At 71.2% G+C, this 24,990-nt stretch carries 25 protein-coding genes; 14 read left to right on the top strand and 11 right to left on the bottom strand.

The window, feature by feature from the left end; genetic code table 11:
* Positions 1–33 precede the first annotated feature (33 nt).
* The 4 genes from LBW97_RS17595 (at position 34) to LBW97_RS17580 (ending at position 5,399) form a co-directional block, all read left to right on the top strand.
* Positions 34–2,208 (top strand): DUF262 domain-containing protein, encoded by a 2,175-nt coding sequence (locus tag LBW97_RS17595; RefSeq protein WP_224500658.1) that lies wholly within the window; start codon positions 34–36, stop codon positions 2,206–2,208.
* Positions 2,209–2,435: 227 nt separating this feature from the next.
* Positions 2,436–3,671: an MFS transporter gene (locus LBW97_RS17590; protein ID WP_224500657.1), complete on the top strand. Its 1,236-nt coding sequence runs from the start codon at positions 2,436–2,438 to the stop codon at positions 3,669–3,671.
* 107 nt (positions 3,672–3,778) lie between these two features.
* On the top strand, positions 3,779–4,402 hold the full coding sequence (locus LBW97_RS17585) for an antibiotic biosynthesis monooxygenase (RefSeq protein WP_224500656.1): 624 nt from the start codon (positions 3,779–3,781) through the stop codon (positions 4,400–4,402).
* 97 nt (positions 4,403–4,499) lie between these two features.
* Positions 4,500–5,399: a hypothetical protein gene (locus LBW97_RS17580; protein ID WP_224500655.1), complete on the top strand. Its 900-nt coding sequence runs from the start codon at positions 4,500–4,502 to the stop codon at positions 5,397–5,399.
* Positions 5,400–5,453: 54 nt separating this feature from the next.
* On the opposite strand, the gene LBW97_RS17575 is transcribed toward LBW97_RS17580, so the two are convergent.
* The 4 genes from LBW97_RS17575 to LBW97_RS17560 form a co-directional block, all read right to left on the bottom strand.
* Complete coding sequence (locus tag LBW97_RS17575) at positions 5,454–5,807, bottom strand: hypothetical protein (protein ID WP_224500654.1); 354 nt, start codon at positions 5,805–5,807, stop codon at positions 5,454–5,456.
* 121 nt (positions 5,808–5,928) lie between these two features.
* Positions 5,929–7,674: a bifunctional diguanylate cyclase/phosphodiesterase gene (locus LBW97_RS17570; RefSeq protein ID WP_224500653.1), complete on the bottom strand. Its 1,746-nt coding sequence runs from the start codon at positions 7,672–7,674 to the stop codon at positions 5,929–5,931.
* A gap of 86 nt (positions 7,675–7,760) precedes the next feature.
* The gene (locus tag LBW97_RS17565) at positions 7,761–8,294 is read right to left on the bottom strand and encodes an NUDIX hydrolase family protein (protein ID WP_224500652.1); all 534 of its coding nucleotides are present in this window, start codon (positions 8,292–8,294) and stop codon (positions 7,761–7,763) included.
* Between the two features lie 60 nt (positions 8,295–8,354).
* Positions 8,355–9,746, bottom strand: a complete 1,392-nt coding sequence (locus LBW97_RS17560; RefSeq protein WP_224500651.1) for a DUF4407 domain-containing protein — start codon at positions 9,744–9,746, stop codon at positions 8,355–8,357.
* Between the two features lie 127 nt (positions 9,747–9,873).
* On the opposite strand from LBW97_RS17560, the gene LBW97_RS17555 reads away from it, so the two are divergent.
* The 3 genes from LBW97_RS17555 to LBW97_RS17545 are packed head-to-tail and all read left to right on the top strand — an operon-like array spanning position 9,874 to position 11,501.
* Entirely contained in the window at positions 9,874–10,575 is a 702-nt protein-coding gene (locus tag LBW97_RS17555; protein WP_224500650.1) for a hypothetical protein, read from the top strand.
* A 55-nt stretch (positions 10,576–10,630) separates the two neighbouring features.
* Positions 10,631–11,041, top strand: a complete 411-nt coding sequence (locus LBW97_RS17550; RefSeq protein ID WP_224500649.1) for a DUF1810 domain-containing protein — start codon at positions 10,631–10,633, stop codon at positions 11,039–11,041.
* Positions 11,042–11,093: 52 nt separating this feature from the next.
* On the top strand, positions 11,094–11,501 hold the full coding sequence (locus LBW97_RS17545) for a hypothetical protein (protein WP_224500648.1): 408 nt from the start codon (positions 11,094–11,096) through the stop codon (positions 11,499–11,501).
* Here the strand turns inward: LBW97_RS17545 and LBW97_RS17540 are convergent.
* Entirely contained in the window at positions 11,494–12,543 is a 1,050-nt protein-coding gene (locus tag LBW97_RS17540) for an LLM class F420-dependent oxidoreductase (protein ID WP_224500647.1), read from the bottom strand. The two genes, LBW97_RS17545 and LBW97_RS17540, sit on opposite strands and share 8 nt — an antisense overlap.
* 53 nt (positions 12,544–12,596) lie before the next feature.
* Entirely contained in the window at positions 12,597–14,120 is a 1,524-nt protein-coding gene (locus LBW97_RS17535; protein WP_224500646.1) for a class I adenylate-forming enzyme family protein, read from the bottom strand.
* Between the two features lie 170 nt (positions 14,121–14,290).
* Between LBW97_RS17535 and LBW97_RS17530 the strand changes: the two genes are divergently transcribed.
* The 6 genes from LBW97_RS17530 (at position 14,291) to LBW97_RS17505 (ending at position 19,570) form a co-directional block, all read left to right on the top strand.
* On the top strand, positions 14,291–14,839 hold the full coding sequence (locus LBW97_RS17530; protein ID WP_224500645.1) for a hypothetical protein: 549 nt from the start codon (positions 14,291–14,293) through the stop codon (positions 14,837–14,839).
* Between the two features lie 494 nt (positions 14,840–15,333).
* The gene (locus LBW97_RS17525) at positions 15,334–15,762 is read left to right on the top strand and encodes a hypothetical protein (RefSeq protein ID WP_224500644.1); all 429 of its coding nucleotides are present in this window, start codon (positions 15,334–15,336) and stop codon (positions 15,760–15,762) included.
* Between the two features lie 141 nt (positions 15,763–15,903).
* The gene (locus LBW97_RS17520) at positions 15,904–16,449 is read left to right on the top strand and encodes a hypothetical protein (protein ID WP_224500643.1); all 546 of its coding nucleotides are present in this window, start codon (positions 15,904–15,906) and stop codon (positions 16,447–16,449) included.
* The gene (locus tag LBW97_RS17515) at positions 16,446–17,351 is read left to right on the top strand and encodes a hypothetical protein (RefSeq protein ID WP_224500642.1); all 906 of its coding nucleotides are present in this window, start codon (positions 16,446–16,448) and stop codon (positions 17,349–17,351) included. Before LBW97_RS17520 ends, LBW97_RS17515 begins: the two co-directional genes overlap by 4 nt.
* A 38-nt stretch (positions 17,352–17,389) precedes the next feature.
* On the top strand, positions 17,390–18,844 hold the full coding sequence (locus tag LBW97_RS17510) for an HNH endonuclease signature motif containing protein (protein ID WP_224500641.1): 1,455 nt from the start codon (positions 17,390–17,392) through the stop codon (positions 18,842–18,844).
* Positions 18,845–18,949: 105 nt separating this feature from the next.
* Positions 18,950–19,570: a hypothetical protein gene (locus tag LBW97_RS17505; protein WP_224500640.1), complete on the top strand. Its 621-nt coding sequence runs from the start codon at positions 18,950–18,952 to the stop codon at positions 19,568–19,570.
* 21 nt (positions 19,571–19,591) lie between these two features.
* Here LBW97_RS17505 and LBW97_RS17500 read toward each other — a convergent pair whose 3' ends face one another.
* Entirely contained in the window at positions 19,592–19,882 is a 291-nt protein-coding gene (locus LBW97_RS17500) for a hypothetical protein (protein WP_224500639.1), read from the bottom strand.
* Between the two features lie 170 nt (positions 19,883–20,052).
* Between LBW97_RS17500 and LBW97_RS17495 the strand changes: the two genes are divergently transcribed.
* A complete protein-coding gene (locus LBW97_RS17495) occupies positions 20,053–21,393 on the top strand; it encodes an alkaline phosphatase (protein WP_224500638.1) in 1,341 nt (446 codons plus the stop codon).
* Positions 21,394–21,399: 6 nt separating this feature from the next.
* Here LBW97_RS17495 and LBW97_RS17490 read toward each other — a convergent pair whose 3' ends face one another.
* The 4 genes from LBW97_RS17490 to LBW97_RS17475 all read right to left on the bottom strand — a co-directional run bounded on the left by LBW97_RS17490 (position 21,400) and on the right by LBW97_RS17475 (position 24,940).
* Positions 21,400–22,443, bottom strand: coding sequence for an acyl-CoA dehydrogenase family protein (locus LBW97_RS17490; RefSeq protein ID WP_224500637.1), 1,044 nt, complete (start codon positions 22,441–22,443; stop codon positions 21,400–21,402).
* The gene (locus LBW97_RS17485) at positions 22,443–23,603 is read right to left on the bottom strand and encodes an acyl-CoA dehydrogenase family protein (RefSeq protein ID WP_224500636.1); all 1,161 of its coding nucleotides are present in this window, start codon (positions 23,601–23,603) and stop codon (positions 22,443–22,445) included. The genes LBW97_RS17490 and LBW97_RS17485 overlap by 1 nt, the downstream gene beginning before the upstream one ends.
* Positions 23,604–23,683: 80 nt before the next feature.
* Positions 23,684–24,517 carry a hypothetical protein gene (locus tag LBW97_RS17480; protein ID WP_224500635.1) on the bottom strand — a complete coding sequence of 278 codons (834 nt, stop codon included), beginning with the start codon at positions 24,515–24,517 and terminating at the stop codon, positions 23,684–23,686.
* A 93-nt stretch (positions 24,518–24,610) separates the two neighbouring features.
* The gene (locus LBW97_RS17475; protein WP_224500634.1) at positions 24,611–24,940 is read right to left on the bottom strand and encodes a hypothetical protein; all 330 of its coding nucleotides are present in this window, start codon (positions 24,938–24,940) and stop codon (positions 24,611–24,613) included.
* Between the last annotated feature and the right edge of the window lie 50 nt (positions 24,941–24,990).

Raw genomic sequence — 24,990 nt, 5'->3', positions numbered from 1 at the left:
GCGGGCTCTTACGGGCTGTGACAACGTGGCGCCATGGAGACGCAGGTCCGAACCCCGCAGTCGATCTTCATGCAGCCTCAGCGTCTCGTCGTTCCACTGTTCCAGCGTCCGTACGTTTGGAACGAGGACGATCAGTGGGAGCCGCTGTGGGGCGATGTGGTCCGGGTGGCCGAGCGCGTCCTGGCGAACCCGCACGACAAGCAGCAGCCGCACTTCCTCGGCGCGATCGTGGTGCAGCAGATCCAGAACCAGATGGGCACCATGCAGGAGCGCACCGTCATCGACGGTCAGCAACGCTTGACCACGCTCCAGTTGCTGCTCGACGCCCTGCACGCCGAACTGGTGGGAGTGGGCGCGCTTCAGCCCGCGAAGCGGATCGAGAGCCTCGTCGTCAACGACGAGGCTTACTGGGAGCAGCAGGACGACGGACTGAAGGTCCGTCCGACCACCAAGGATTTGCCGTCGTTCCACGAGGTCATGGCGGCCCGACCTCCGGTTGCGTACGAGCAGCTCCAGCACCGCGACAGCCGACTGGTTCAAGCACACAAGTTCTTCGGAACCAGCGCCCGCGACTGGCTCATGGCGGGCGCCGAAGAGCCAGCCGTCCGTGCCGCCGCCCTCGAGCGCGCCGTGCGCGAACTCATGCAGCTCGTCGTCATAGACCTCACGGCCGAAGAGAACGCGCAGGAGATCTTCGAGACGCTGAACGCCCGCGGTGCCGTTCTCACGGCGGCCGATCTCATCAAGAACTTCATCTTCCAGCGCCTCAGCGAGTCTGGCGCGGATGTGCAAGCCGCCTATGAGAAACATTGGAAGGACTTCGAGACGGGGTTCTGGGAGGCCGAGATCAGCGCGGGGCGCGTGAAGCATCAGCGCTCATCGATGTTCTTGAATCAGTGGCTCATCTCGCGGACGGGGCAGGAGATCCTCGCGCGAGAGGTCTTCCAACGGTTCAAGCGATACGCCGACTTCGAATCCGGCCTGTCCATGCCAGAACTGCTCGCTCAGGTGCACAGGGCCTCTCTCGTGTACCGCGAGTTCGTCGACCGAGCAGGACAGCTCACGGGTCCCATCGACCGACTGGGCCTCTTCGCCTATCGATCTGGCGTCCTGGAGAGCGAAGTCATCAAGCCCTTCGTCCTCTTCCTTCTCGACCCCGATGAATCACCCGTTCCAGCCGATCAGGTGCAGAAGGCGCTCGGCGTCGTCGAAAGCTGGATGGTCCGTCGGATGCTGGTACGCGCTACGTCGAAGTCCTACACCCAGCTCGTCGGTGAGCTGATCACCCACGTGCGGGCGCAGGGCCGGGAGCAGGCCGGGGATCTGGTCCAGAAGTATCTCGCCGGGCAGGCGGGAGCGAATCGATACTGGCCGGCCGACAGCGAGGTGCGGGATGAGCTCGCCACGCTCGCCGCCTATCGCCGGCTGTCGCGGGCCCGCGTGCGCATGGTGCTGGAAGGGGTCGAGGACCACCGGCGTGGGTGGCGTGACAACACATCGGGCCTGGGCGGCGAACGGGTAGCGCGCGGCTCGTACGCCATCGAGCACATCCTGCCGCGCAAGTGGCAGCAGCATTGGCCGCTGACCTCGGGCATCTCGGCCGCGGAAAGGGAGGCGCTGGTCGACACCCTCGGCAACCTCACGTTGCTCACCGGGAAGCTCAACAGCAAGGTGTCCAACGGGCCATGGCTCGGCGACGGCGGCAAGCGAGCGGCACTGGAAGCTCACGACGTCCTCATGTTGAACAGGCACCTTCGTGACACCGGACGCGACGGTTGGGACGAGGCGACCATCGAGGCTCGTGGCGAATCGCTGGTCGACGACCTGCTGGAGGTGTGGCCCGTCCCCGAAGGCCACAGGCCAGTAGTCGAGCGACCTGCCAAGCGACCGATGCGTCAAGCGAACGTTGCGGATCTGATCACTGCCGGACTGCTCACTGAGGGCACGCTCCTGTACGCCAAGCGCAAGCGCGTCGAAGGTCGTACGGCCACTGTGCTGCACGACGGTGCCCTGGACGTCGACGGTGTGCGCCACGCCACGCCTTCCGGAGCGGCGCGCGCCGTCTCTGGCACTGCCGAGAACGGCTGGGCTTTCTGGTTGGTCGACCCCTCATCCCGCCGCAGCCTGCTGCACGTGTTCCGGGACTATCGCGAGCAGCGCGACATCGACATGTCCGACGAGCAAGCCGTCGCCGACGACGACGATTGACGTCAGCCTGACCAGTGGTGTGTTGCAGCGACCAGCCTGCACGTTCGAGCAAGCATTCCGCCGGCGTGTGGAGGCTGCAGGTGTCGACCGGGACCGAGCGGCTCCCCGTCTGAGTCGTCTCACTCCGATAGAGTCGACGCCGTTCCGAACGCTCGTGTGTAACTACCTGCTGTCGGCCTGGCCGGCGGATCAAGGCGGCACGCCCGATCCGCTGAAGTTCCGAGGTCATGTTCCACACGCGCTCCACGCACTCCCCCGTGCTCCGTCACGCCGGGCTCTCCTACTTCCCGCTCGCCTTCATCGCGCGGCTGCCGTTCGCGATGATGGTCGTCGGCGTCCTGACGCTGGTCGTCGCCGAGCGCGGCTCGGTCACCCTCGGCGGGCTGAACTCCGCCGCCGCCGGCCTCGGCACCGCGCTCGCCGGCCCGCTGCTCGGTGCCGCCGTCGACCGCTGGGGTCAGCGCAAGGTCCTCGTGCCGGTGGGGCTCCTCAACGCCACCCTGCTGGCCGCGTTCATCGTCGTCGTCTCCAGCTCCGCCGCCGACGTCGTCGTCCTCGCGCTCTCGGTCCTGATCGGCGCCAGCGCCCCGCAGGTCGCCCCGCTGTCGCGCACCCGGCTGGTCGCCATCATCAAGCAGCACGTCGCCGGGGACCGCCGCGAGAAGACCCTCAGCGGCACCATGGCCTACGAGTCGGCCGCCGACGAGACGGTCTTCATCGTCGGCCCGTTCCTCGTCGGCCTGCTCGCGAGCGCCATCGCCCCCTGGGTCGCCATCGCCGGCGCCTCGGCCCTGACCTTCGTCTTCGTCACCGCGTTCGCCCTGCACCACACCGGCCAGGTCGACCCCGGCACCGACTCGACGCCCACCGAGCCGGCACCGGCCCGCGAGCTGGCCAGGTTCCCGCTCCTCACGGTCGTCGTCGGCACGCTCGGCGTCGGCCTCTTCTTCGGCGCCACCCTGACCAGCCTCACCGGCTTCCTCGCCGCCGACGGCGACGGCGACAGCGCGGGCCTGCTCTACGGCGTCATGGGCATCGGCTCGGCCGCCCTCGCCCTGGGCTCCGCCGCCCTTCCGCCACGGTTCACGCTGAAGGCCCGCTGGCTGACCTTCGGCTCACTCATGCTCGCCGCCGCCATCGCCTTCGCCTGCGCGCGCAGCGTGACCGGCCTGGTCATCGCCCTGGCGATCCTCGGACTCGGCATCGGCCCGACGCTGGTCACCCTCTATAGCCTCGCCGCACAGCTCAGCCCCACCGGCCGTTCCGCGACCACCATGACGATGCTCGGCTCCGCGGTCGTCGTCGGTCAGTCGATCACCTCCGCGGTGACCGGTCTCGTCGTCGACCGGCTCGGGACGACGACGGCGCTCGCGGCCCCGGCCGTCTGCGCCGCGATCGTCGTCGCCGCCGCTCTCGCGCACATCGCCTCGACCCGGCGCACGAAGGAGCTCGTCCCCGCCTGAGCCGGCGCCGCGCACGCACCCGTTGACAGCGCCCGGGGAGCGAGAACCATGGGTCTCGCCGAGCCGCCGCAGGGGCGCCGCGCGAGGCCTGACGAAGGGAGGGCGTCATGTACGCCCGCGCCACCACGATCACGGCCGACCCGACGCGCCTGGACGACGGCATCGCCGACGTCCAGGACAGCGTTCTGCCCGCCGTGGACGACATGGACGGCTGCATCGGGCTGTCGATGCTGTGCGACCCCGACTCCGGACGGGTCATCGTCACCACCGCCTGGGCGTCCGAGGAGGCGATCGCCGGCTCCCGCGAGCGTGTACGGGCCCTGCGCGAGCGCACGGCGCGGCAGTTCGGCGCCGCCGACGCCGAGGTCCGGGAGTGGGAGATCGCGGCCATGCACCGGATGCAGGCCGCCGGCGACGACGCCTGCGCCCGGGTCACCTGGTCCTGCGTCGACCCGGCCGCCATGGACCGCGTCCTCGACGTATTCCGCACCGACCTCATCCCGCGCATGGACGAGATGCCCGGCTTCTGCAGCCTCAGCCTGATGCTCGACCGGCAGACCGGCGACAACTCGCTCACCGCCGTCTACACCGACCGCCGCGCTCTGGAGGCCTCCCGCCAGCGGGCCACCTACATCCGCGACGAGTTCCGCCGCCGGCTGCACATGTCGGCGACCGAGGTTGCCGAGTTCGACCTCGTCCTGCATCACCTACGGGTCCCCGAGCTGGTCTGACCGCCCCGGGCACCGCGTTCTTCCCCCTGAGTCCCACCGGTTCACCGCTGTCCCGCGGACACGGCGGCCCGGGGGCTCGCCGTCCTACCGTCGCATCGTGCTCACCGCCGAGATCGATCCGAACTCCGCATCTTCGACGTTCGGCGACGACGTGGAGTACGAGTTCACGTCCGCTCGCGTCCTCCGCGGCACCGAGGCGCGCACGATCGCGAAGTGGGAGCGGGACGGCTGGGAGTTCGACAGCCAGGAGACGGGAACGCTCCGGACGGAGATCACCTTCCGCCGGAGGAGGGCGAAGAATGCCTGGCAGCAGTGCGTGGCATTCCTCGCCGCACACGTGCCCGCTTTCGGCCGCCTGACGTCGACGACGCAGCAGGTCGCCCTCGCGGCGGCGGGCGCCGTGGCCGTGATCGCCGTCGTCCTCGGCATCGTGCTGGCGGGCGGCGCCGGGAGCAGCCCCGCGACGCCGGCCGCCTCGACCGACGCGACCGCTCCGAGCGAGCAACCCGCGGAAGCACCGAGCCAGGCGCCCGCGCCGGCAGAGTCGGCAGCGCCCGCGTACGCCTACCAGGGCGTGCCCTACGAGATCGTCGTGATCGACGAGGACGTGAGCGCAGCCAAGCTGACCCGGTACTGGGTGCTGACGGCCCCGTTCGACTACTCGACGGATGCCTACAAGAGCCAGATCGGGGCGATCATCGAGGACATCGCGCGCCGGGCCGGCACCACCGACGTGATGGTGGACGTCGTCACGGATCGGGAGATCGCCGAAGCCGAGGCCTTCTCGACCTACGAGGCCTTCGTGGAGAAGTACGGCGCCGACTACTTCCTCAACACCATCCCGCAGAAGGAGAAGACGCACTACGTGGCGTCCTACACCGGGGGCTTCGACCGCGACAACCTGCAGGCGAGCACCGCCGACGCCGCCTACGAAATCCTCTGGCACCCCGCCGGAAACGAAGAACTCCAGAACTGGAAGCCGACGATCGCCGGCTGAGACGACGCGGGCCCCGCACCACTAGGTGCGGGGCCCGATTCGTAGCGACTCCGCTCAGCCGGTGAAGGCGACGACGCCGAACTGCTGCTCGCCCTTGTCGTCCTCCTGCACGAGCACGGACAGCGCCTGGCCGCCGATGATCGCGGAGCAGGTGTCGCCGTCGCACTCGACGGTGGTCACGCTCGCGCCCTGCTCGGCGACCATCTTCTCGAACGCGGCCTCGGTGTCGGCGTTGCGCTCGTCGACGGAGCTGCGCCAGAGGAGGAGCCCGGCGATCGCGCCCGCCACGACGGCGAACGCCAGCAGCCCCGCGACGAGCTTCGCGGAGTTCCGCTTGGCCCAGCTGGGGCCCGCCGCGGGCACCGCCTCGACAGCCGGCGACGTCAGGGCAGGGTTCTCGGGGCTCATCACAACAGTCCTTCGCTCAGTCTCGGGAAGCCGCTCGGCCCGGCGACGATGCGGGGCCCGGGGCCGGGAGCGCGTTCAGCGCCTCACCGGTCGGCTTCCCCACAGTTCCACACCGGCGAGGTCAGACCACCGGGACGTCGGCGGGAGCGAGCTCGGCGACCAGCTCCGCCACCGGCCGCGGCCGGCTGTAGAGGTAGCCCTGCGCGAGCGGGCAACCCAGCGCGGCCAGGGTCCGCGCCTGCTCCGGCGTCTCGACCCCCTCCGCGACGAGGATCAGGTCGAGCGCGTCGGCGAGCGCCATGACGCTGCGCAGCAACCGCGCGCGCCGCGACGACGTCGTGATCGCCGAGACGAACGAGTTGTCGAGCTTCAGGAAGTCCGTCGGCAGGGTGTCCAGCCGCGCCAGCGCCGAGTAGCCGGTGCCGAAGTCGTCGATCGCCACCCGGAGCCCGTGCTCGCGCAGCACCTCGAGCGCCCGCACCGACCGGGTCGACTCCGCCTCGACCAGGCTCTCGGTCACCTCGACCACGGTGCGCTGCGCCGGCCAGCCCGTCGCCTCCAGCGTCGCCAGCACCCGGTCGACGAACCCGGGGTCGTCCAGCTCGAGACCCGACACGTTGACGGTGAGGAACAGCGGGCGGCCGGTCGCCTCCGACAGGGTCCGCGCGTCCTCGCACGCCGCCGTCCAGACGAAAGCGCCCAGCGCCCCGATCAGACCCTCGCGCTCGGCGACCGGCACGAACTCCACCGGCGGCACGAAGCCACGGTCAGGGTGGGTCCAGCGCACCAGCGCCTCGATCCCGACGGTCTCGCCGTCGGCCGGCGTGACGATCGGCTGCAGGTGCACCGCGAGTCCTCCGGCGCGGCCGGCGGAGAGCGCCGCCGCGAGGTCGCGGGCCAGCGGGCTCATGCCTTCGGCGTCCAGTTCGCTGCGGCCGCGACCGACGGACTTCACCCGGTACAGGGCGGCGTCGGCCCGGCGCATGAGGTCCGCCGGTGAGTCGCCGAGGGCGAACTGGGCCACCCCGACCGAGGTGCCGACGTCGGGCAGCGTCGCGCGCAGGGCCTCCGCGCACGCCAGCGCGGCGGCGCCGTCGTGACCGGGCAGCAGCAGCGAGAACTCGTCACCCCCGTGCCGGGCGAGGATCGCGCCCGGGGGCAGCAGCGAGCTCCAGGTGTCGGCCACCGTGCGCAGGAGTTCGTCGCCGGCGGCGTGCCCCCGCGCGTCGTTGACGGCCTTGAAGTGGTCGAGGTCGAACAGCGCCGCCGACAGCGGCTCCCCGGTCCGGACCGACGTCCGCACCGCCGCGTCGAGCGCCTCGTCGAAGCCGCGGCGGTTCACCAGTCCGGTGAGCGCGTCCTCGCCGGCGCTGGCCGCGCGGCGCGCCAGCACGCCGACGGCACCGGCCGAGCCGACGACGAGCACCCCGAGCACCAGCGCCGAGCCCGCGGTGACGTCGCCGCGCGCCACGACGACGACCGTTCCGATGACGAGCAGCTCCACCAGGAAGCTGTAGGACCACACCAGCGAGAAGAAGAGGAAGGCCGCCATCGAGGCGAAGACCATCAGCGCGAGGATCGCCACCGCACCGCTCTCCGTGGGCGAGACGTAGGCGAACAGCCCGATGCCCACAGCGCCGACGGCCAGCAGCACCCGGTAGAAGAGCTGGGGCACGCGATTCCCCCAGCGCATCACGCCCAGGCCGACGACCGCCGTGATCGGGCCGAGGGCGGCGATGGCCGGATGGATCCGCGCCAGCTCGCCGGGGGTGCCCAGGACGAGCCCGATCGCGGCCAGACCACCCATCGCGGTGAGGAGGCCGGTCGTCCGGGCGACGACCCGCGGCGTTGCCACCTCGGGTGCCATCCGACTCATGCCCATGCCGCGGAATCGGACGGAACCGCCCGGAACTGGAGGCCTCCGCGGCCGATGTCCCCCTCCCGTGGGGGGAGTCAGACGCCGAGGTGCGCCAGCGCCTGCAGCAGCAGCGTGCTCTGACCGTTCATCAGCTCCGCCAGGACGCCGGGCTCGCGCGCCTCGTCGGGCGAGAACCAGGTCAGCTCGAGGGCGTCCTGCTGCGGAGCGCAGTCACCCTCGACCGGCACGACGTAGGCCAGCGACACCGCGTGCTGCCGCGGGTCGTGGAACGGCGTCACCCCCGGCGTCGGGAAGTACTCGGCGACGGTGAACGGCTGCGGCGCCGGCGGGATCCGCGGCAGCGCCAGCGGACCGAGGTCCTTCTCCATGTGCCGGAGCAGCGCCGTGCGGATCCGCTCGTGGTACAGCACCCGGCCCGAGACGAGGGCCCGCTTGATCTGCCCGTCCTCCCCGGCGCGCAGCAGCAGCCCGACGGCGGTCACGGTGCCCTGGAAGTCCACCCGCACGGGCACCACGTCCACGTACAGGATGGGCAGCCGCTCGCGAGCCGCGTCCATCTCCTCGCGGGCCAGCCAGCCCCCACCGGTCGCCGTCGTCACCTCGGTCATGGGGACTGTCTATCGGTTGTCCGAGCGCTACCGCGCGTCCGGGCCGTTGTGACTCCCGACTCACACCGACGTCGGCATCCGGTCCGTGGGACGGCGCAGCGTGCGGACGGTCCGCGCGGCGGCCTCGCGGGCCAGCCCGATGATCGGACCGGTGTCCCAGCCCGGGCGCTTCTCGAGCGGCTCGGCGGCCGGCACCTCGGCCGCAGGGGCCAGGGTCTGCGCGGCGGCTGCTGCCAGGGCGGCGCGGCGGCGGGCCAGGATCGCCTCCTTCTGCCGGTCGACCCGCTCCTTCTCGGCGAGCACCAGCAGCTCCTCCTGCGCCTCGGCGACGATCCGCCGCGACTCCTGCTGCAGCTCCTCCACCACGACGTCGCTGTCGTCACGGATGACGGCGAGCTTGTCGTAGGCCGTCGGCGGGCCGAAGTTCAGCAGCAGCTTCATGAGAACCGGCAGCAGCTCGATGCTCATGAACAGCAGCGAGAGCATCGTCTTCGCCGCCCACAGCGTGCTGTTCTTGTCGCTCAGCCGGTCCAGGGCCTCCAGGCGCAGCAGGATGCCACCGGAGCCCTCGTTGGCCGAGTCGAAGGTGGCCTGCAGCCGGTCCTGCTCGGCGGTCAGCCGCTCGAAGTCGGCCTCGTCCTTGACCAGCGCGGCGGTCGCCTGGGCGGCGCTGCGCTCCTCTGCGTCCGCCGCTGCCTCCAGCGCCGAGTCCAGCTCCCGCTCGGCCGCCGCGACCGCCGCCGACTGCGCGTCGGCGTTGGCCCGCGCCATCTGGTACGCCGTCCCGGTGCCGGCGTCGCCGGTGCCGCAGGTGCCGTCCAGCTCGCACTGCGCCCTGCTCTCGAGCTCTCGCGAGGTCGACGTCGCCTGCTCGTAAGCGGCCTGCTTGGCCGCCACCGTGCCCTGGACGACGGCGAGTTGCGGATCGGTGCGGCCACCGCTGGCCACGATCGACCGCTCGGTGGCGATCTTCTCCTCGAGCTCCGTGAGCCCGGCGAAGCGCGCGTCCGACGACAGGCCCTGGCGGTAGGAGTCGGCCGCCTCGGCCTGCATCGTCACGATCTCGGTGTCGATCTCCTTGTGGAAGATCTGCAGCGTCAACGGCGTCGCGACGACGACGCCGAGGATCAGCGCCAGCCCGACCCGCGGGACGGCGAGCGCGATGTTCCGCTTCAGCGAGGCGTCGTGCGCCATGCCGACGAGCAGCATCCGGTCCAGGTTCACGATGACCGCGCCCCAGCCGATGCCCAGCAGCAGCGCGAACGGCCACCACACGCCGATCGCCATGTGCACCGCGAACGCCGCGGACAGCACGGCGAGGCCACCGGTGCTCAGCAGCACACCGCCTAGTGCCACGAACTTCGGCCGAGCTCCGGGCGAGGCCGCCAAGAGGTCAGGCCGGGCGCCGCCGAGCACCGCCAGTGCGTTGCCGATCCGCTGTTGTCGAGCCATGCCGTTCCGATCCCCCCGGCGACGGGAGTAGCGAAGGGTCCGCCGCCTCACGTGGAGCTATCGGCAGTCCGATGCCGCAGGCCGACCGTCCTGCGACGATGTGGCGCAGAAGACGGAAAGGAGTCCGGTGGACGACGGCGAGCTGGTCCTGCCGAGCGCCGGCCCCGACCCCATTTCGCTGGACGTCGCCCTCGCTGCCGTCCTCGGTTACGCGCGTGGCCGCCGTCCGCTGTTCTTCCGGGCGCCCAACGTGCGCACCGGCCGCTGGGTGGAGATCCCGGCGTTCGGCTACGCCCGGTTCGACGCCCGGCCACGAGGCCAGGGCCCGCTCGGCGAGCCCGACGTCCTCACCGCCGAGGGGCTGCACGGTCGGCTGGACCCCGGCGCCTGGGCGCAGGTGAAGCAGGCACTCCAGGACGCCGGTCCGATCCTGGACGGCGCCGCCGAGCGCGCCGCCGGCCGCGCCCTCTGGGAGCTGCCGGACGACGAGTTCTCCGTGCTCGCCGAACCCGGCACCGTCGGCGCCTTCCTCCGGCAGGTCGAGGACCCGCACGTCGCGGCCGCGCTGCACCACCGCCGTCCGGAACTCGTCCCGCTGCTGGCGCGCGCCACCCGCTGGCAGCTGCTCCCCCACGTGCGCGAGGGCGACAGCGGCCCACCGGCGGTGATCTTCCGCGAGCTGCGCGCGAACGCCGCCGCGTTCACCCGGCTGGAGGCCGAGCTCGCGAGCGAGGACGTTCCCCTCACCCGCCTGCGGCTGCACGACGTCCTGCTGTGGCTCACCGCCACCCTGCGACTGCCCTCCGCCGTGGCGCTGGGCCGCCGGTAGTCCCCCTCACCCCCGGTGCGGGCGGCGTCGTCAGGGAGCGGGCAGGCTGGGCGGCGTGAGCGATTCCCTCCAGCGGTTCGTCGACGCCCAGCGCGACACCTACGACCAGGCCCTCGCCGAGCTGCGCGGCGGGGAGAAGCGCACGCACTGGATGTGGTTCGTGTTCCCCCAGATCGCCGGCCTGGGCCGCAGCGGAATGGCACAGCGGTTCGCTCTCGCCGACCTCGACGAGGCCCGCGAGTACGTAGCGCACCCGGTGCTCGGCAAGCGGCTGGTCGAGTGCGCGCGGGCGCTCACGGCGTTGGACGTCGACGACCCGGTCGCGGTTCTGGGCTCGATCGACGCGGTGAAGCTGCGCTCGTCGATGACGCTGTTCGCCCGGGCATCCGAGGAACCGGTCTTCCGCGAGGTGCTCGACCACTACTTCGCCGGCGCCGAGGACGAGGCGACCGTCAGCCGCCTCTGAGGCCTGTGGACAACGCTCACGGGCGTCGTCCGGAGCTGACACGGTGACCGGCATGACGACACCCGAGCTCGCCGAAGCCCCTGTCCGCTCCGCCGCGGAGTTCGCCGCCCGCTGGCGCCTCCTGCTCGACCCGCCGGAGTTCGCGACCCGCAGCCTGTGGCTGACCTGGTTCGCCGCCGACGGCCGCCAGCAGCCCATCGTGATCCCGGTCGACGACCTGCCGCTCGTCCCCGACATCGAGCTGCTCGTGGGCCTGCGGCAGATCCACGAGTCGGTGTTCTACGACCAGCTCGGCGGCCGCGGTCACTTCGCGCTGGCCCTGTGCCGGCCGGGTTCGAGCACTCCCCGGGCGGACGACGAGGAGTGGGTCGAGGCGCTGCGCGAGCTGCTGGACGACGGGTCGTGGAGCCTGCACCTGGCGGCCGACGGCGACGTCGTCCCGCTGGTGGCGGTCAGCTGAGCGTCTTGAGGATCTCCACCGAGCGGAGCCGGTCGGCGTGCTCGGCTGCCAGCGGGGTGACGTTGAGCGTGGTCACTCCCGCCTCGCGGAAGGCGGCGACCCGCTCGTTCACGTACGCCTGCGGCCCGATCAGCGACACCCCGCGGACGAACTCCTCGGGAAGCGCCGCCGCGGCCTCGTCCTTGCGGCCGGCAAGGTAGAGGTCCTGCACCGTCGCGGCGGCGTCGTCGTAGCCGTAGCGGACGGCGAGGTCGTTGTAGAAGTTCTTCCCCCGCGCGCCCATGCCGCCGACGTAGAGCGCCAGCTGCGCCCGCACACGGTCCAGCGCGGCGGCCTGGAGGTCGGCGTCGTCGCTGATCAGCAGTTGGGTGTCGACGACGATCTGCAGCGGCCCCAGCTCGGCGTCGCGCTTCGCCGTCCCCTCCGCGATCGACTCCCCGAACACCGCCGCGCTGCCCTCGGGCAGGAAGAACGTCGGCTGCCAGCCCTCGAACAGCTCCGCGGCGAGCGCGACGTTCTTCGGGCCGATCGCCGCCAGCACCATGGGGATCCGCTCGCGGACCGGGGAGTTGATCAGCTTCAGCGGCTTGCCGAGCCCGCTGCCCCCGCGCTCGGGGGTGAGCGGCACGTCGATGTACGTGCCGTGGTGGTCCAGGCGCTCGCGTCGCCACACCGTGCGGCAGACGTCGACGACCTCGCGAGTCCGGGCCAGCGGCGCGGTGTAGGGGACGCCGTGGAAGCCCTCGACCACCTGCGGGCCGGAGGCCCCGATGCCGAGGGTGAAGCGGCCACCGGAGACGAAGTCCAGGCCGGCGGCGGTCATCGCCAGCAGCGCCGGGGTGCGGGAGTAGATGTTGAGGATCCCGGAGGCGATCTCCACCGTCGTCGTCCGCGCGGCCAGGTAGCCCAGCTGGCTGACGGCGTCGAATGAGTAGGCCTCCGCGACGAACACGGTGTCGAGCCCGACGCTCTCGTACTCGGCGATGACGGCGGCGGTCTCCGCGAAGCCGCTGCTGTAGGAGATGGGCATGCCGATGCGCACGGGTGCTCCTGTCGCCGAGGTCGGGTCTTCGGCAACGTAGCGAAGTCGGCCGGCTATCGGAGGCGCACCACCTCGGTCCAGCCCCCGGCGTCGCGCAGCGCCGTCTTCAGGACCTTGCCGCCGGCGTTGCGCGGCAGCGGCCCGTCGATCACGCGCACGAACTGCGGCGTCTTGAAGTCGGCGAGCCGGTCGCAGGCGAACGCCACCAGCGACGGGACGAGGTTCTCGACGTCGGCACCCGGCCGGGGCAGGACGACGGCGCCGACCTTCTCCCCCATCACCGGGTCCGGGACGCCGACCACCGCGACCTCGACGACGTCCGGGTGCTCGGCCAGTGCGTTCTCGACCTCGACCGAGTACACGTTCTCGCCGCCGCGGTTGATCATGTCCTTGGCGCGGTCGACGATCCGCACGATGCCGTCGGTGATGGTCGCGAGGTCGCCGGTGCGCAGCCAGCCGTCGACGATCGTCTCCGCCGTCTTCTCCGGAGCGCCCCAGTACCCGGCGACGACGTTGGACCCGCGCACGAGCAACTCCCCCACCCCGGTGACCGGGTCCGGGGCGTGCAGCCGGAGGTCGTTGACCGGCGTCGCGAACCCGACGGCGTCGGCGTGGGTGGCGGCGTACTCGTGCGGGAGGAAGGTGGCCATCGCCGTCGTCTCCGACAGCCCGAACCCGTTGCCGAGCCGGGCGTTCGGGAAGGCCGTCAGCAGCCGGTGCACCAGCTCGGGTGCCATCGGGGCGCCGCCGTAGCTGAGGGTGCGGACGCTCGACACGTCGGTGGTGGCGAAGGACGGGTGGCGCAGCGCCAGCTCGTAGATCGTCGGCACGCTGGTGACGAGCGTGATGCGGTGCTCGGGGATGGCGGCGAGGAAGGCGGCCGGCTCGAACCGCGGCATGATCACCGAGGTCCCGCCGAGGGCGACCTGCGTCATGAACTGCGAGCAGCAGCCGGTGACGTGGAACAGCGGCACCGAGATCAGCGTCGCCTGGTCGGGATGGCGCGGCAGTTCGCGGCAGCGGACGACGCTCTCGACCGTGGTCACGAAGTTCTCCTGGGTGACCATCGCGCCCTTGGGCCGGCCGGTCGTGCCCGATGTGTAGAAGAGCGCGGCGACGTCGGTGCGGCCCGGTGCCGGGAGCTCGACCGGCTCGCCGTCGGGCAGCGGCGCCCCCGGCTTCACCACGTAGGCGGCTGCGCAGTCGGCCAGGATGTAGTCGGCCTCGGCCTCCGAGAGGCGGGTGTTCATCGGGACGACGACGGCGCCGACGAGGTGGCCACCCCAGAACGCCAGCACCCAGTCGAGACCGTTCGGCAGGTTGATGGCGACCCGGTCGCCGGGGTTCACGCCGTTGTTCCGCAGGCCACCCGCGACCCTTCTGGCGCAGTCCCACAGCTCGGCGTAGGTGATGGACGCGCCGCCGAGCTCGACGATCGCCGTCCGGCCCCCGTGTCGTTCGACGGTCTTCTGGAGCAGGGTGACGACGTTCTCGGGCAGCCCCGCGTAGCGCTTGATGCCGTCCGCGCCGACCTCGATGCCGCTGGTGTCGAAGGGACTGTGGTCTGCCGCGTGCACGTGTGCTCCCCCGTCCTGCCGACCGTGTTCGGCCGGCTCTCCGCATTCTGCGCCTGCGCCGTTCACCCGTTCCGGCGGACCAGACGCGTCTGTCCACAGATACGAAACCGGCGGTGCACCTGCGTGCGTACTCTGCGACGGTGCGTGATCTTCGTGGGCTCCGTCGCACCGTGCTCGCTGCCGCCGTGGCGGCGGTCGTCCTGAGCGGGTGCTCGGAGAAGCAGGAAGCCAGCGACACCGTGCCGACGGCGGCAGCCGAGACCACCGAGTCGCTCCCGCCGCTCGGGCCGGAGGACTTCCCGGTCCCCGACGAAGCCCGCACCAAGGACGCCGCCGGCGCCGAAGCGTTCACCCGGTATTACATCGATCTCTTGCGCCGACAGCAGGATGTACCGGCCGGTGAGCCGCTGCGAACACTCGGGCCGGACTGCCAGGAGTGTCTCCGCATCGCGCGGGATCTGGACGAAGCTGCTGCCGCAAATCGCCGCTTCGAGGGTGGCGAGCTGTCAATCGCTGGCGAATTCGGGACAGCGCTCTCCGACGACCGCGCCAACCTGTCGTTCATTGCCCGGATCGAGGCAGGCGCGCTGGTCGAACCCAGCGGCGAGCCCGTCGACGGCACCGATGCAGCTGCGGTTGATCGACTTCCGTCGGCCATCGGGCTCGATTGGTCGACGGATAAGAAGTGCTGGCTGGTAGTCGGGCTGAGTTTCGGATGACGCCGTTGCGGCTTCTGCGCACCTGCCTGGTTGCCATGGTCGCGACGGCGTGGGTGCTAGTGCCGGCTGGCTCCGCGTCCGCCGACTGTCCGATTTTTAGGCCGAACTGCCTCGAGACGGGGCTCGGCGGTGGGGCCGCTTCCATCTCGATGACGCTTGACCAGGCGGGCCGGGTTCTGGTCGGTCGTCCCCAGATTCCCGACTACCAGTGGCGATTCCGTCATCTGTGCGTGATTCACGACGAAGCCGCAGGCGCGTGCTCCCCCAGCGACTTTCGCCAGTGCCCCGAGGAGCCCGGCCGGGTGATCCGGTACTTGGTTCTGGAGCAGCAACCGTTGGTTCGCGCAGACCTCACGGCGGCTCCTTCGGCGGACGGCCAAGAAACACTGGTGGGTCCCGGGCTCCGACCTGGGGACCCCGTCGGGTTCTGGGGACGCGCGGATCAAGGGTGCTTCGACATCACCGAGCTCAACCCTGCGCCGTCGCCTGAGGAGGTGTTCAGCTATTTCCAGCAGCTCCCGCTGCCCACGCTGGTCACCCAGCACCAGCCACCCGGCGACGGCCTCGCAGGACTGCCGGTCATCTTCTACACCGACTCCCCCACCACCCAGACCTTCACCGTCGACATCCGCGGCTTCACCGTCACCATCGAAGCCACCGCCCAGCAATTCACCTGGCACACCGGCGACGCCACCGGCCAGATCGTCACCACCGACCCCGGCCAGCCCTACCCCGACCACACCATCGAGCACGACTACCGCTCCGGCAGCTACACCGCCTACCTGACGGTCACCTGGGGCGCGACCTTCACCGTCGACGGCAGTGCACCCGCCGATGTCCCCGGCACCACAACCACCGACGGCCCACCGGTCACCTTCGACGTCCTCCAAGCCCGAACAGAGCTCACCAACCCCTTCGACTGATTCGCAGTAGTGCTCTCGAGCGACTCGATGGGTTCACCCGTTCCGGCGGTGACGCCGCCCCCGTCCACAGATCCGGAACGGATGCTGCCCGGTCCTGCGTAGTCTGCCGCGGTGCGTGATCTTCGGGGACTGCGTCGCACCGTGCTCGTCGCCGTCGTGGCGGGGGTGGTCCTGAGCGGGTGCTCGGAGAAGCAGGAAGCCAGCGACACCGTGCCGACGGCCGCCGCCGAGACCACCGACTCGCTCCCGCCGCTCGGGCCGAAGGACTTCCCGGTCCCCGACGAGGCCCGCACCAAGGACGCGGCGGGTGCAGAGGCGTTCCTGCGGTACTACGTAGAGCTGCTTAATCGGCAGCGCGAGCTGTTGGACGGTCAACCGATCAGGGCCCTCGGACCCGACTGTCAGGGATGCCTTCGCATCGCGCGGACGTACGACGAGACGGCCGCAGCAGCAGCCCGATATGTCGGCGGCGAGTTGTCCCTGAACGATGTCACCGAGCCACGCTTGGACGGAGACGAGGCGACGGTGGGCTTTGGACTTCGACAGGCGGCGGTGAAGCGCGTCGACGCCGAGGGGCAGCCCATCGATGACGGTTTACCTGAAATCGCCAACATCATTTCCGGAATCACGCTCGCGTACTCCGCCGAGGTCGATTCCTGGCTAGTCGAGGCGCTCGATCTGGGATGAGGCAGGTCTACGCGGTCCTCAGCGTTCTCCTCGGCCTCGCGGGGCTGATCGTCGTAGCGGCGCCGCCGGCCCACGCCGCCTGTGAGTACGCGTTCTGTCCAGACACCGAGTTGAGCGACGGAGAGGTTGGCATCCACGGCAGGGACGCCCGAGTAGGCGCCCTCGTTGGCGCGCCGGCAGAAGAGCAAGCGACATTCGCCTGGCGCCTACGAACCCCATGCATGCTGTCGGATGAGGCCACCGGCGCATGTTCAGCGGTCGACTTTCGCGAGTGCCCTCAAGTTCCAGGCCGCGTAATCGCGTTCTACATCGTCCAGCGCCGACCGCTCGTCCAGCTCGATGGCAGTGCAGTGGGCGTCGATGTCCCCCAAGGGGCTCGACCCGGCGACCTCGCAGGGAACTGGGTCAGCATCAACGAACCCGGGGCCTGCCTCGACGTCACCGACCTCAACCCACCGCCGTCCGGAGCCGAGGTCTTCAGCTTCTTCCAGCGCCTTCCGCTGCCGACACTGACCACCCAGCACCAGCCACCCGGCGACGGCCTCGCAGGACTGCCGGTCATCTTCTACACCGACTCGCCGACGGCCCAGACGTTCACCGTCGACATCCGCGGCTTCACCGTCACCATCGAAGCCACCGCCCAGCAATTCACCTGGCACACCGGCGACACCACCGGCCAGATCGTCACCACCGACCCCGGCCAGCCCTATCCCGACCAGACGATCGAGCACGACTACCGCTCCGGCAGCTACACCGCCTACCTGACGGTCACCTGGGGCGCGACCTTCACCGTCAACGGCAGCGCACCCGCCGACGTCCCCGGCACCACAACCACCGACGGCCCACCGGTCACCTTCGACGTCCTCCAGGCCCGAACAGAGCTCACCGACCCGTTCGACTGATGTCGGAAACTGTCGTACCCCGCCTCTAGCCTGCGGATATGGACTTCGACCAGCTCCCGAGCGAGGGCGAGCCGCTGCTCGTCACGCTCGAGGATCTGGAGCCCTCCGCCGGCGACATCGAACTCGTCGCCGACATCTGGGCCGCCGATGCCCGCGCCGCCCGCTACGCAGCCGAGCTGGCCGCCTCGGTCGCCGCCCTCGCCCGCCGCCGGCACATCCAGCGGGACGCCGAGTTCGGCACGAGGGGCGGCCCGGGCCACGACTCACGACTGCGCAAGCGCCCAGCTCTCGCGGCGGTCTCCGAGACCTTCGTGCCCGAGCTGGCGATGCTCCGCAACTGCACCGAGATCGAAGCCGAGAACCTCGCCGCCGAATCGATCGTGCTGACGACGAAGCTCCGCGGTACCTGGAACGCGCTGTACGACGGCCTGATCGACGTCCGGAAGATGCGCGCGCTCGTCGAACTGCTCGCCCCGGTGAAACAGGCCGTCATCGACGAGATCGAGCAGCAGGTGCTCCCATCCGCCGAGAAGCTCACCGTGCCCCTGCTGCGCCAGCGCGTGCGCCGACTCATCGCCAAGCTCGACGCAGAGGCACTGGACAAGCGACGGGAAGAAGCCGCCCGGCACGCCAACGTCACCCATCGCCCCACCGGTGACGGACTCGGACAAGTGGTCATCGACCTCCCTCTGGCCGACTCTGCCGCCTGCGTCGACACGATCGACCAGTACGCCCAGATGCTGCGCGCCGACGGCGACACCCGCCCCATGGGCGTCATCCGCGCCGCCGTCGCGCGCGACCTCATCCTGCGGCCGTGGGACACCTCCCGGCCGTCGGTGACCGCAAGACTCGTCATCCACGCCCCGCTGTCCTCGCTCCGCGATGCGACCGCGACCGGCGCTCCCCAGCCAGCGGCCGAGATCGCCGGCGAGGTCGTCACCGCCGCCGAATGCCGCCAGCTCCTCGAGCAGCTGGACTTCCTCGGCGTCGGGGAGGGTCCGGCCGGCGGATCCGTGCACGTGGCCATCGGCGACCCCGCGACCGGGCGCCTGATCGCGGTAGCCAGCCCTCGCGAACTCGCCCGCGGCGCCGGTCGCTGTGCGTGCAGCGGGCCAGGCCTCCGCTCCCCGCGCGCCACCTCCGCCTATCGGCCCACCGCCGAACAGCAGCGGTACCTGGAGGTCCGCGACCGCCACTGCCGCATGCCCGGCTGCCGACGCCGCCCCGGCCGACTCGACATCGACCACGTCATCGCACACGCCGACGGCGGCGCGACGTCCTGCGAGAACCTCTGCTGCTTGTGCCGCAGGCACCACCGCCTCAAGACGTTCGCCCGAGGCTGGCACTTCGAACTCCTCGACGACGGCCGCCTGATTGTCCGCACGCCCACCGGCGTCGAGCGCACCACTTCTCCGCCGGGCTGGTGCTACGACGCCGAGCCTGACCCACCGTGGCTCCACGAGCAGGCCCCGCCGGATCCGATGCGCTGCTGAGCTGACTCCTGCGACCGATCGAGTTCCCAAATCGTCGGCGGGCGAGGACAGTCATGTCAGCGGCGACGTCGCCCGTGGCTCGCCCGTTCGCGAGGGGGACTCGGTATGCGCGCGCGCTCCACGACCGTCCAGGGCAATCCGCAGAACCTGGACAAGGGCATCCACTACGTCAGCGACAGGGTGCTGCCCGCCGTCATGGGCATGGACGGCTTCATCGGCCTGTCGATGCTCGCTGACCGGCAATCCGGCCGGTGCATCATCACCAGCGCCTGGGAGGACACCGCCGCCCTCCAGCGGAGCGCCGCCGAAGTGAAGGCGATGCGTGCCCGCGCAGCCGACATCCTCGGCGGCCCGGCCACCGTCGATGCATGGACCATCGACGTCCTGCACCGGCTGCACCCCACCCACCCCGGCGCCTGCAGCCGCGTCACCTGGCTGCGGAACCGCCCCCAGCACCTCGACGGCATGGTCGACGCCTTCGGCATGAGCATCGTTCCGCGCCTCGAGGACCTGCCCGGCTTCTGCGCGGTCAGCATGATGACCAACCACGACGACGGACGAAGCACCACCGCCGTCACCTACGACAGCCGCGACGCCATGCACGCCGCGCTCGACCAGGCCACCGAACTCCGGCAGGGCTTCACCCGCGCCATGGGGGCCGAGCTCGTGGAGGTCGCCACCTTCGAGCTCGTCCTGGCGCAGCTCCGCGTACCCGAGACCGTCTGAGACAGGGACGACGGCGGCGGCTCAGCTGCCGTCGTCGTCCTCGTCCTGCTCGTTCTCGTTCTCGTTCTCATCGGGCTCGTCCTCGTCCGGCTCGTTCTCGTTCTCGTCCTGCTCGTTCTCGTTCTCGCCGGAGTTCCCCGAGCCGTCGTCGTCGTTCGAGCCGCCCTCGTTCTCGTCGGGCTCGTTCTCGTTCTCCGAGACGCCGGGGTTGTCCTCACCGGAATCGCTGTCCCCGCCCTCGCCGGCACAACCGGTCAGGCCGATTCCGATCGCGAGCCCGAGTGCGGCCAGCTTCCTGCGGTGTCGTCGCACGACGTCCCTCCTCCGGGCCGGCGGTCGGCCCTCGTTCCGCCGCTGCCCGGTCCTCCGACCGGTCATGCGTTCCGTGCACGACGACACACCGCAGCCGCGGGTCGACGGCAGCGCGGCCCGCCTCTGGTTCAGTCGATCCGCCCCCGATGTCCGAGCACGCAGGAGGACCGATGTCCACCACGCCCCCACCCCGGCGCGGCAGGCTGCTCGCCGTCGGCGCCGTCGGCGCCGTCGTCCTCCTCGCAGCCGGCAGTGGCGCACTCGCCGGCCGAGCCCTGGACGGCGGCGAGGAGACGACCCCGAACCGAACCGCCGAAGGGACGCCCCCTACCGCCCGCAGCGTCATCTTCATCAACGGCGACGGCATGGCCGCCACACACCGCGAGGCCGCCCGCCTCGACCAGGAGGGGTTCGACGGCCGGCTGGCGATGGACTCGCTGCCGGTCACCGGCCTGCAGTCCACCGACCCGCACGACCCTGAGGAGACGGTCACCGACTCGGCGGCGGGCGCGAGCGCCTGGACCATCGGCGAGAAGACCTACAACGGCGCCATCAGCGTCGACACCGAGGGCAACCCGCTGCCCACGCTCGGGGCCGAGGCAGCCGCCGCAGGCCGGGCCACCGGACTCGTCACCACCGCCCAGGTCACCGACGCCACCCCGGCCGCCTTCTTCAGCAGCAGCCCCACCCGCTCCGAGCAGGCCGACATCGCCGGCCAGTACCTCGCGGACACGAAGCCGAGCGTGATCCTCGGCGGCGGTGAGGACTGGTGGCTGCCCGCCGGCTCCCCCGGCGCCTACCCCGACGCCCCGGCGGACGACCCGGACGAGGGCAGCCGCGGCACTTCCGGCGACCTGATCACCCAGGCCCAGCAGCAGGGCTACGAGTATGTCCGGAACGGCGCCGAGCTCGAGACCGCCGACGGCGACAAGCTCCTCGGCCTCTTCGCCAACCAGGAGATGTTCCAGCAGCGCGCCGAGGGCCAGGGCGACGAGTTCGACCCCGCCGTCCCGCTCGCCGACATGACCGCCAAGGCGCTCGACGTGCTCTCCCGCGACGAGGACGGCTTTCTGCTCGTCATCGAGGAGGAAGCTGTCGACGAGATGAGCCACGCCAACAACGGCGTCCGCATGCTCGAGGCGATGCGCTCGCTCGACGCCGCGGTGGCCGTCGCCCGCGACTACGTCGCCGAGCACCCCGACACCCTGCTCGTCGTCACCGGTGACCACGAGTGCGGCGGCCTCACCATCGAGGACGTCGACGCCGAGGACGAGAGCGGCCCCGGCGGCACCTCCCCCGACGGACCCGGCTCCGGGGCGACCGAATCCGGCGAGGACGGCCCGTTCGCCGTCGCCGGCTCCGACAAGACGTTCGTGCTCGACTGGACGACGACGTCGCACACCGGCGTTCCGACGCCGGTCACCGCGGAGGGCCCGGGCAGCGAGCAGCTGGCCGGCTCCTACCCGAACACCCACGTGCACGAGGTGCTGCGGGCCGCCCTCACCAGCTGACCCGGATCAGACCACCCGGGTCAGCGCCGGCCACAGCCCGTCGCCCCCGTCGGCCAGCAGCCCCTTCGCCAGCACCTTCGACCACACGAGCTCGCTGCCGGCCTCGTCGCGCCACGACCAGAGCCGCCGCGTCAGGTGGTGCAACTTGTGCTCCTGGGTGAACCCGATGGCGCCGTGCACCTGGTGCGCCAGCCGCGCAACGACCTCGACGGCCGCACCGGCGCGCACCTTCGCCGCAGCGGCGGCCAGCACCACGTCGGCCGAGTCATGCGCCAGCGCCTGCACGGCGGCGTCGACCACCGCCGTCACCGCCACGACCTCGCCGGCCATCTCGGCCAGCTCCATCTGGATCGCCTGGAACTTGCCCAGCGGCCGGCCGAACTGGTGCCGCTCACCGGCGTACTGCACGGTCCAGTCGAGCACCCGCTCCAGCGCCGCGGCCAGCTGCACCGACCGCGCGAGCGCATAACCCGCCCGCAGCTCGGAGGCCTGTCCCTCGGTGAGCGGCTGCACCAGCGCGGGGACGCCGTCCAGCGCAAGCGAGCCCCGCGGCTCCCCCGCGAGGTTGAACGCGGCACCGGCCGCGACACCGGACAGGTCAACCAGCGCCAACGCCGGCCCCGGCAGCAGCAGCGCCGCGTGCCGCGCAGCGCCTGCCCACGGCACGTCCGACGCCGTCCCGCTGAGGGTGAACGCCTCCCCCGCGGGCGACGCCGTCACCGCGTCGGCGACGGCGAAGGTCAGCGGCTCCTCGACCGGCGGCAGCGGCAGACCGGCAGCGATCACCGCAGGACCGGCCACCAGCAGCTGCTCCGCCACCGGCACGGCAGCCGACCCCGCCGCGAGCGTGCGCACGATCGCCACCGCGTCGGCCAGCTCGCCACCGGAGCCGCCCGCCGACTCGGGCAGACCGACACCGGTGAGTCCGGCGTCGGCCAGCGCCGACCACAGTCCGGAGTCCCAGCGCCGCTCGGCCGTCAGCACGAACGGCTCGAAGCCGGTGAGGATGTCCCGGACGGTCTCGACCACCAGGTCCTGGTCCGACGCCATCAGCGGAGCCCCAATCCACGCGCCACGATCCCGCGAAGGATCTCGTTCGTCCCGCCCCGCAGCGTGAAGCCCGGCTGGTGCAGCTGCGCCTCCGCCAGCGCACGCGCCAGCGGGTCCGGAGAGTCCAGCGACGGCGTCACGTCGACCACCCGCCGCACCTCGTCGATGACGTCCGCCTCGAACGTCGTCCCCACGTCCTTGACCAGCGCCGCCGGGATGTTCGGCAGCTCGCCCCGGTCCAGTGCCGCCGCGATCCGCAGCGACATCTGCCGCAGCGCCAGCGCCCGCGCCGAGAGCCGGCCCAGCGCAACCAGCTGCGCGGAGTCGCCGGTGTCGGCGACTCGACGTCCGAACTCGGCGAGCAGCGGATAGGTCGACAGGAACCGCTCCGGCCCGGACCGCTCGAAGGCGAGCTCCGCGGTCACCTGGTGCCAGCCGTCGCCCTCGGTGCCGAGCAGCATGTCGCCGGGGACGACGACGTCCTCGAACACGACCTCGTTGAAGTGGTGCCCGCCGTCGAGGATCCGGATCGGGTTCACCGTGATGCCCGGCAGCGACAGGTCGATCAGCAGCTGCGACAGTCCCGCGTGCCGGCTGGCGGGGTCGGCAGGCGAGGTGCGCACCAGCACGATCCCGTAGTGCGACTCGTGCGCGTTCGACGTCCACACCTTGGCGCCGTTGACCACCCAGTCGCCGGACTCGTTGCGGGTTGCCTTCGTGCGGATCGAGGCGAGGTCGGAGCCCGAGTCGGGCTCGCTCATCCCGATGACGAAGTAGCACTCGCCCCGGGCGATGCGCGGCAGGATCTCCTCGCGCTGCTTCTCGGTGCCGTAGCGCAGCAGGTTCGGCCCGGACTGCCGGTCGGCGATCCAGTGCGCGGCGACCGGCGCCCCGGCGGCGAGCAGCTCCTCGGTGACGGCGTAGCGCTCCATCGCCGTCCGCTCGTGGCCCCCGTACTTTTTGGGCCACGTCATGCCGAGCCAGCCGCGCTCCCCCAGCTTCCGCGAGAACTCCGGGTCGACGCCGGACAGCCAGGTGTCCACGTGCGTCCGGAACGTGCCCGCGGCCAGCTCGGCGGCGAGGAACTCGCGCACCTCCGCCCGCACCTGCTCGGCGGCGTCGGACCGCGGCGCGGGCGCCAGCGTCAACGAGTTGCTCATGCGTCTCCCCACATCGATGTGGCCTGCTGTGTCGGTTCTACCCGCCCAGCAGTCACCGCCGCGCAGCGGCCCCGTCTCAGCTAGCGACCCGAGGTCGCAGCTGCACCGAGGACCAGGCCGCTTGACATGAGCGAGAGCGCCGGCATCGGATCGAGCGAGAGCGGCGGCAGCCGTCCGCTTCCCAGCGCTCCCGGTGCCAGGTCCACCCTGAGGCCGCGCGACCAGGCGATCGAGTCCTCGCGGGGAACCAACGGGAATCCCGACAGGTCGAGAGCATCCGTGACGAGCCGGGGCCAGAGACGGACTGCCCTGCCGTCGGCCTCGAGGGGATGGTCGATCGGCCACCCGGGATGCACGGCGAGGGTCACCGTCAGCCCGTGGAGGGTCACCTCGTGCGATGCGAACCGCATGGTGCGGCCGTCCTGACGGACCGTCGGAAGCACCAAGCGGCGTCCGTTCCGCCAGCTCAGGTCCTCTGTCTCGGAGCGGGCCCGGTAGATCCACAAGGACAGGCCCTCCGGCGGGGAGCCACCGGTCACCGTCCAGCGGTAGAAGTCAGGCGGAGCCGGCTCGGGCCAGCGCATGTCGCGGTGGATCCGATCGATGATCGTGTTGGCGTAGTACACGCGCGGGTGCGGCAGCAGTAACCACGTCTTGAGGAACCACAGCGCGACGGCTGTCGTCTCGGCCGCGGTCAGCGCAGGCGGCGTCGGTGTGCCGAAGAGACCTCGAAGCGTTTCCTTCGCCGGCTCCTCGAAGCGTCGATTGAGCTCCGAGTTGCACTCCTCGCAGGCGGGCAGACGAACACGCGTCAGCTCTTGCTCGCGCACGGGTGTCGCCCCGTCGCGCCGGAGCAGCGGTTCGCCATTGAGGAACCAGCCGTACGGCCCGGGACCTCCGGGGTACTTCTCCAAGTACCACCTCGGCCAGACATGCTCGCCGAGCCTGCTCGAAGGGCGATGACCGCACAGCGCGCACATCGAGGCCGCAAAGGCCTTGGGCATATGTCACGCCTCTCCCCCGGGAACGCAGCGCTCGGGGTCATCCTCCTCCGACGACGGGCCGCGGGTGAGCGCCCGCAGCTCGGTGACGACGTCGGTGGCGACCGAGCCGAGCGACGTCAGCGCATCGGTCACCAGCCGGCGCACCCCGAGGACGTCGAGCCCGAGCGCCGCCCCGACGCCCGCGCCGGAATCCAGACCGCCCAGCTCACCGGAGGCCGGCGTCCGGTCCACCAGCTCGGGCGACCAGCGCATCGCGTCGCCCGACATCGACCAGTCACCCGTCGCACCGTCGATCGCGTCCGCAACGGGGTTCGCGCGCGCAGAGGAATCCATGGCGGCCTCCTGCCGGGGTCGCCTCCATGGTGCCCCCGAACGGCCCCGCC

Source organism: Blastococcus sp. LR1, from assembly GCF_020166105.1.
Taxonomy (GTDB): Bacteria; Actinomycetota; Actinomycetes; order Mycobacteriales; family Geodermatophilaceae; genus Blastococcus.
The sequence above is the reverse complement of the archived record's forward strand: the minus strand, read 5'-3'. Positions and strand labels throughout refer to the sequence as shown.

Bases quoted from the DNA above. Each gene is read 5' to 3' on its own strand.
- LBW97_RS17595 (WP_224500658.1), top strand. From the start codon at position 34: ATGGAGACGCAGGTCCGAACCCCGCAGTCGATCTTCATGCAGCCTCAG.
- LBW97_RS17590 (WP_224500657.1), top strand. From the start codon at position 2,436: ATGTTCCACACGCGCTCCACGCACTCCCCCGTGCTCCGTCACGCCGGG.
- LBW97_RS17585 (WP_224500656.1), top strand. From the start codon at position 3,779: ATGTACGCCCGCGCCACCACGATCACGGCCGACCCGACGCGCCTGGAC.
- LBW97_RS17575 (WP_224500654.1), bottom strand. From the start codon at position 5,807: ATGAGCCCCGAGAACCCTGCCCTGACGTCGCCGGCTGTCGAGGCGGTG.
- LBW97_RS17570 (WP_224500653.1), bottom strand. From the start codon at position 7,674: ATGGCACCCGAGGTGGCAACGCCGCGGGTCGTCGCCCGGACGACCGGC.
- LBW97_RS17565 (WP_224500652.1), bottom strand. From the start codon at position 8,294: ATGACCGAGGTGACGACGGCGACCGGTGGGGGCTGGCTGGCCCGCGAG.
- LBW97_RS17560 (WP_224500651.1), bottom strand. From the start codon at position 9,746: ATGGCTCGACAACAGCGGATCGGCAACGCACTGGCGGTGCTCGGCGGC.
- LBW97_RS17545 (WP_224500648.1), top strand. From the start codon at position 11,094: ATGACGACACCCGAGCTCGCCGAAGCCCCTGTCCGCTCCGCCGCGGAG.
- LBW97_RS17515 (WP_224500642.1), top strand. From the start codon at position 16,446: ATGAGGCAGGTCTACGCGGTCCTCAGCGTTCTCCTCGGCCTCGCGGGG.
- LBW97_RS17510 (WP_224500641.1), top strand. From the start codon at position 17,390: ATGGACTTCGACCAGCTCCCGAGCGAGGGCGAGCCGCTGCTCGTCACG.
- LBW97_RS17505 (WP_224500640.1), top strand. From the start codon at position 18,950: ATGCGCGCGCGCTCCACGACCGTCCAGGGCAATCCGCAGAACCTGGAC.
- LBW97_RS17495 (WP_224500638.1), top strand. From the start codon at position 20,053: ATGTCCACCACGCCCCCACCCCGGCGCGGCAGGCTGCTCGCCGTCGGC.
- LBW97_RS17490 (WP_224500637.1), bottom strand. From the start codon at position 22,443: ATGGCGTCGGACCAGGACCTGGTGGTCGAGACCGTCCGGGACATCCTC.
- LBW97_RS17485 (WP_224500636.1), bottom strand. From the start codon at position 23,603: ATGAGCAACTCGTTGACGCTGGCGCCCGCGCCGCGGTCCGACGCCGCC.
- LBW97_RS17475 (WP_224500634.1), bottom strand. From the start codon at position 24,940: ATGGATTCCTCTGCGCGCGCGAACCCCGTTGCGGACGCGATCGACGGT.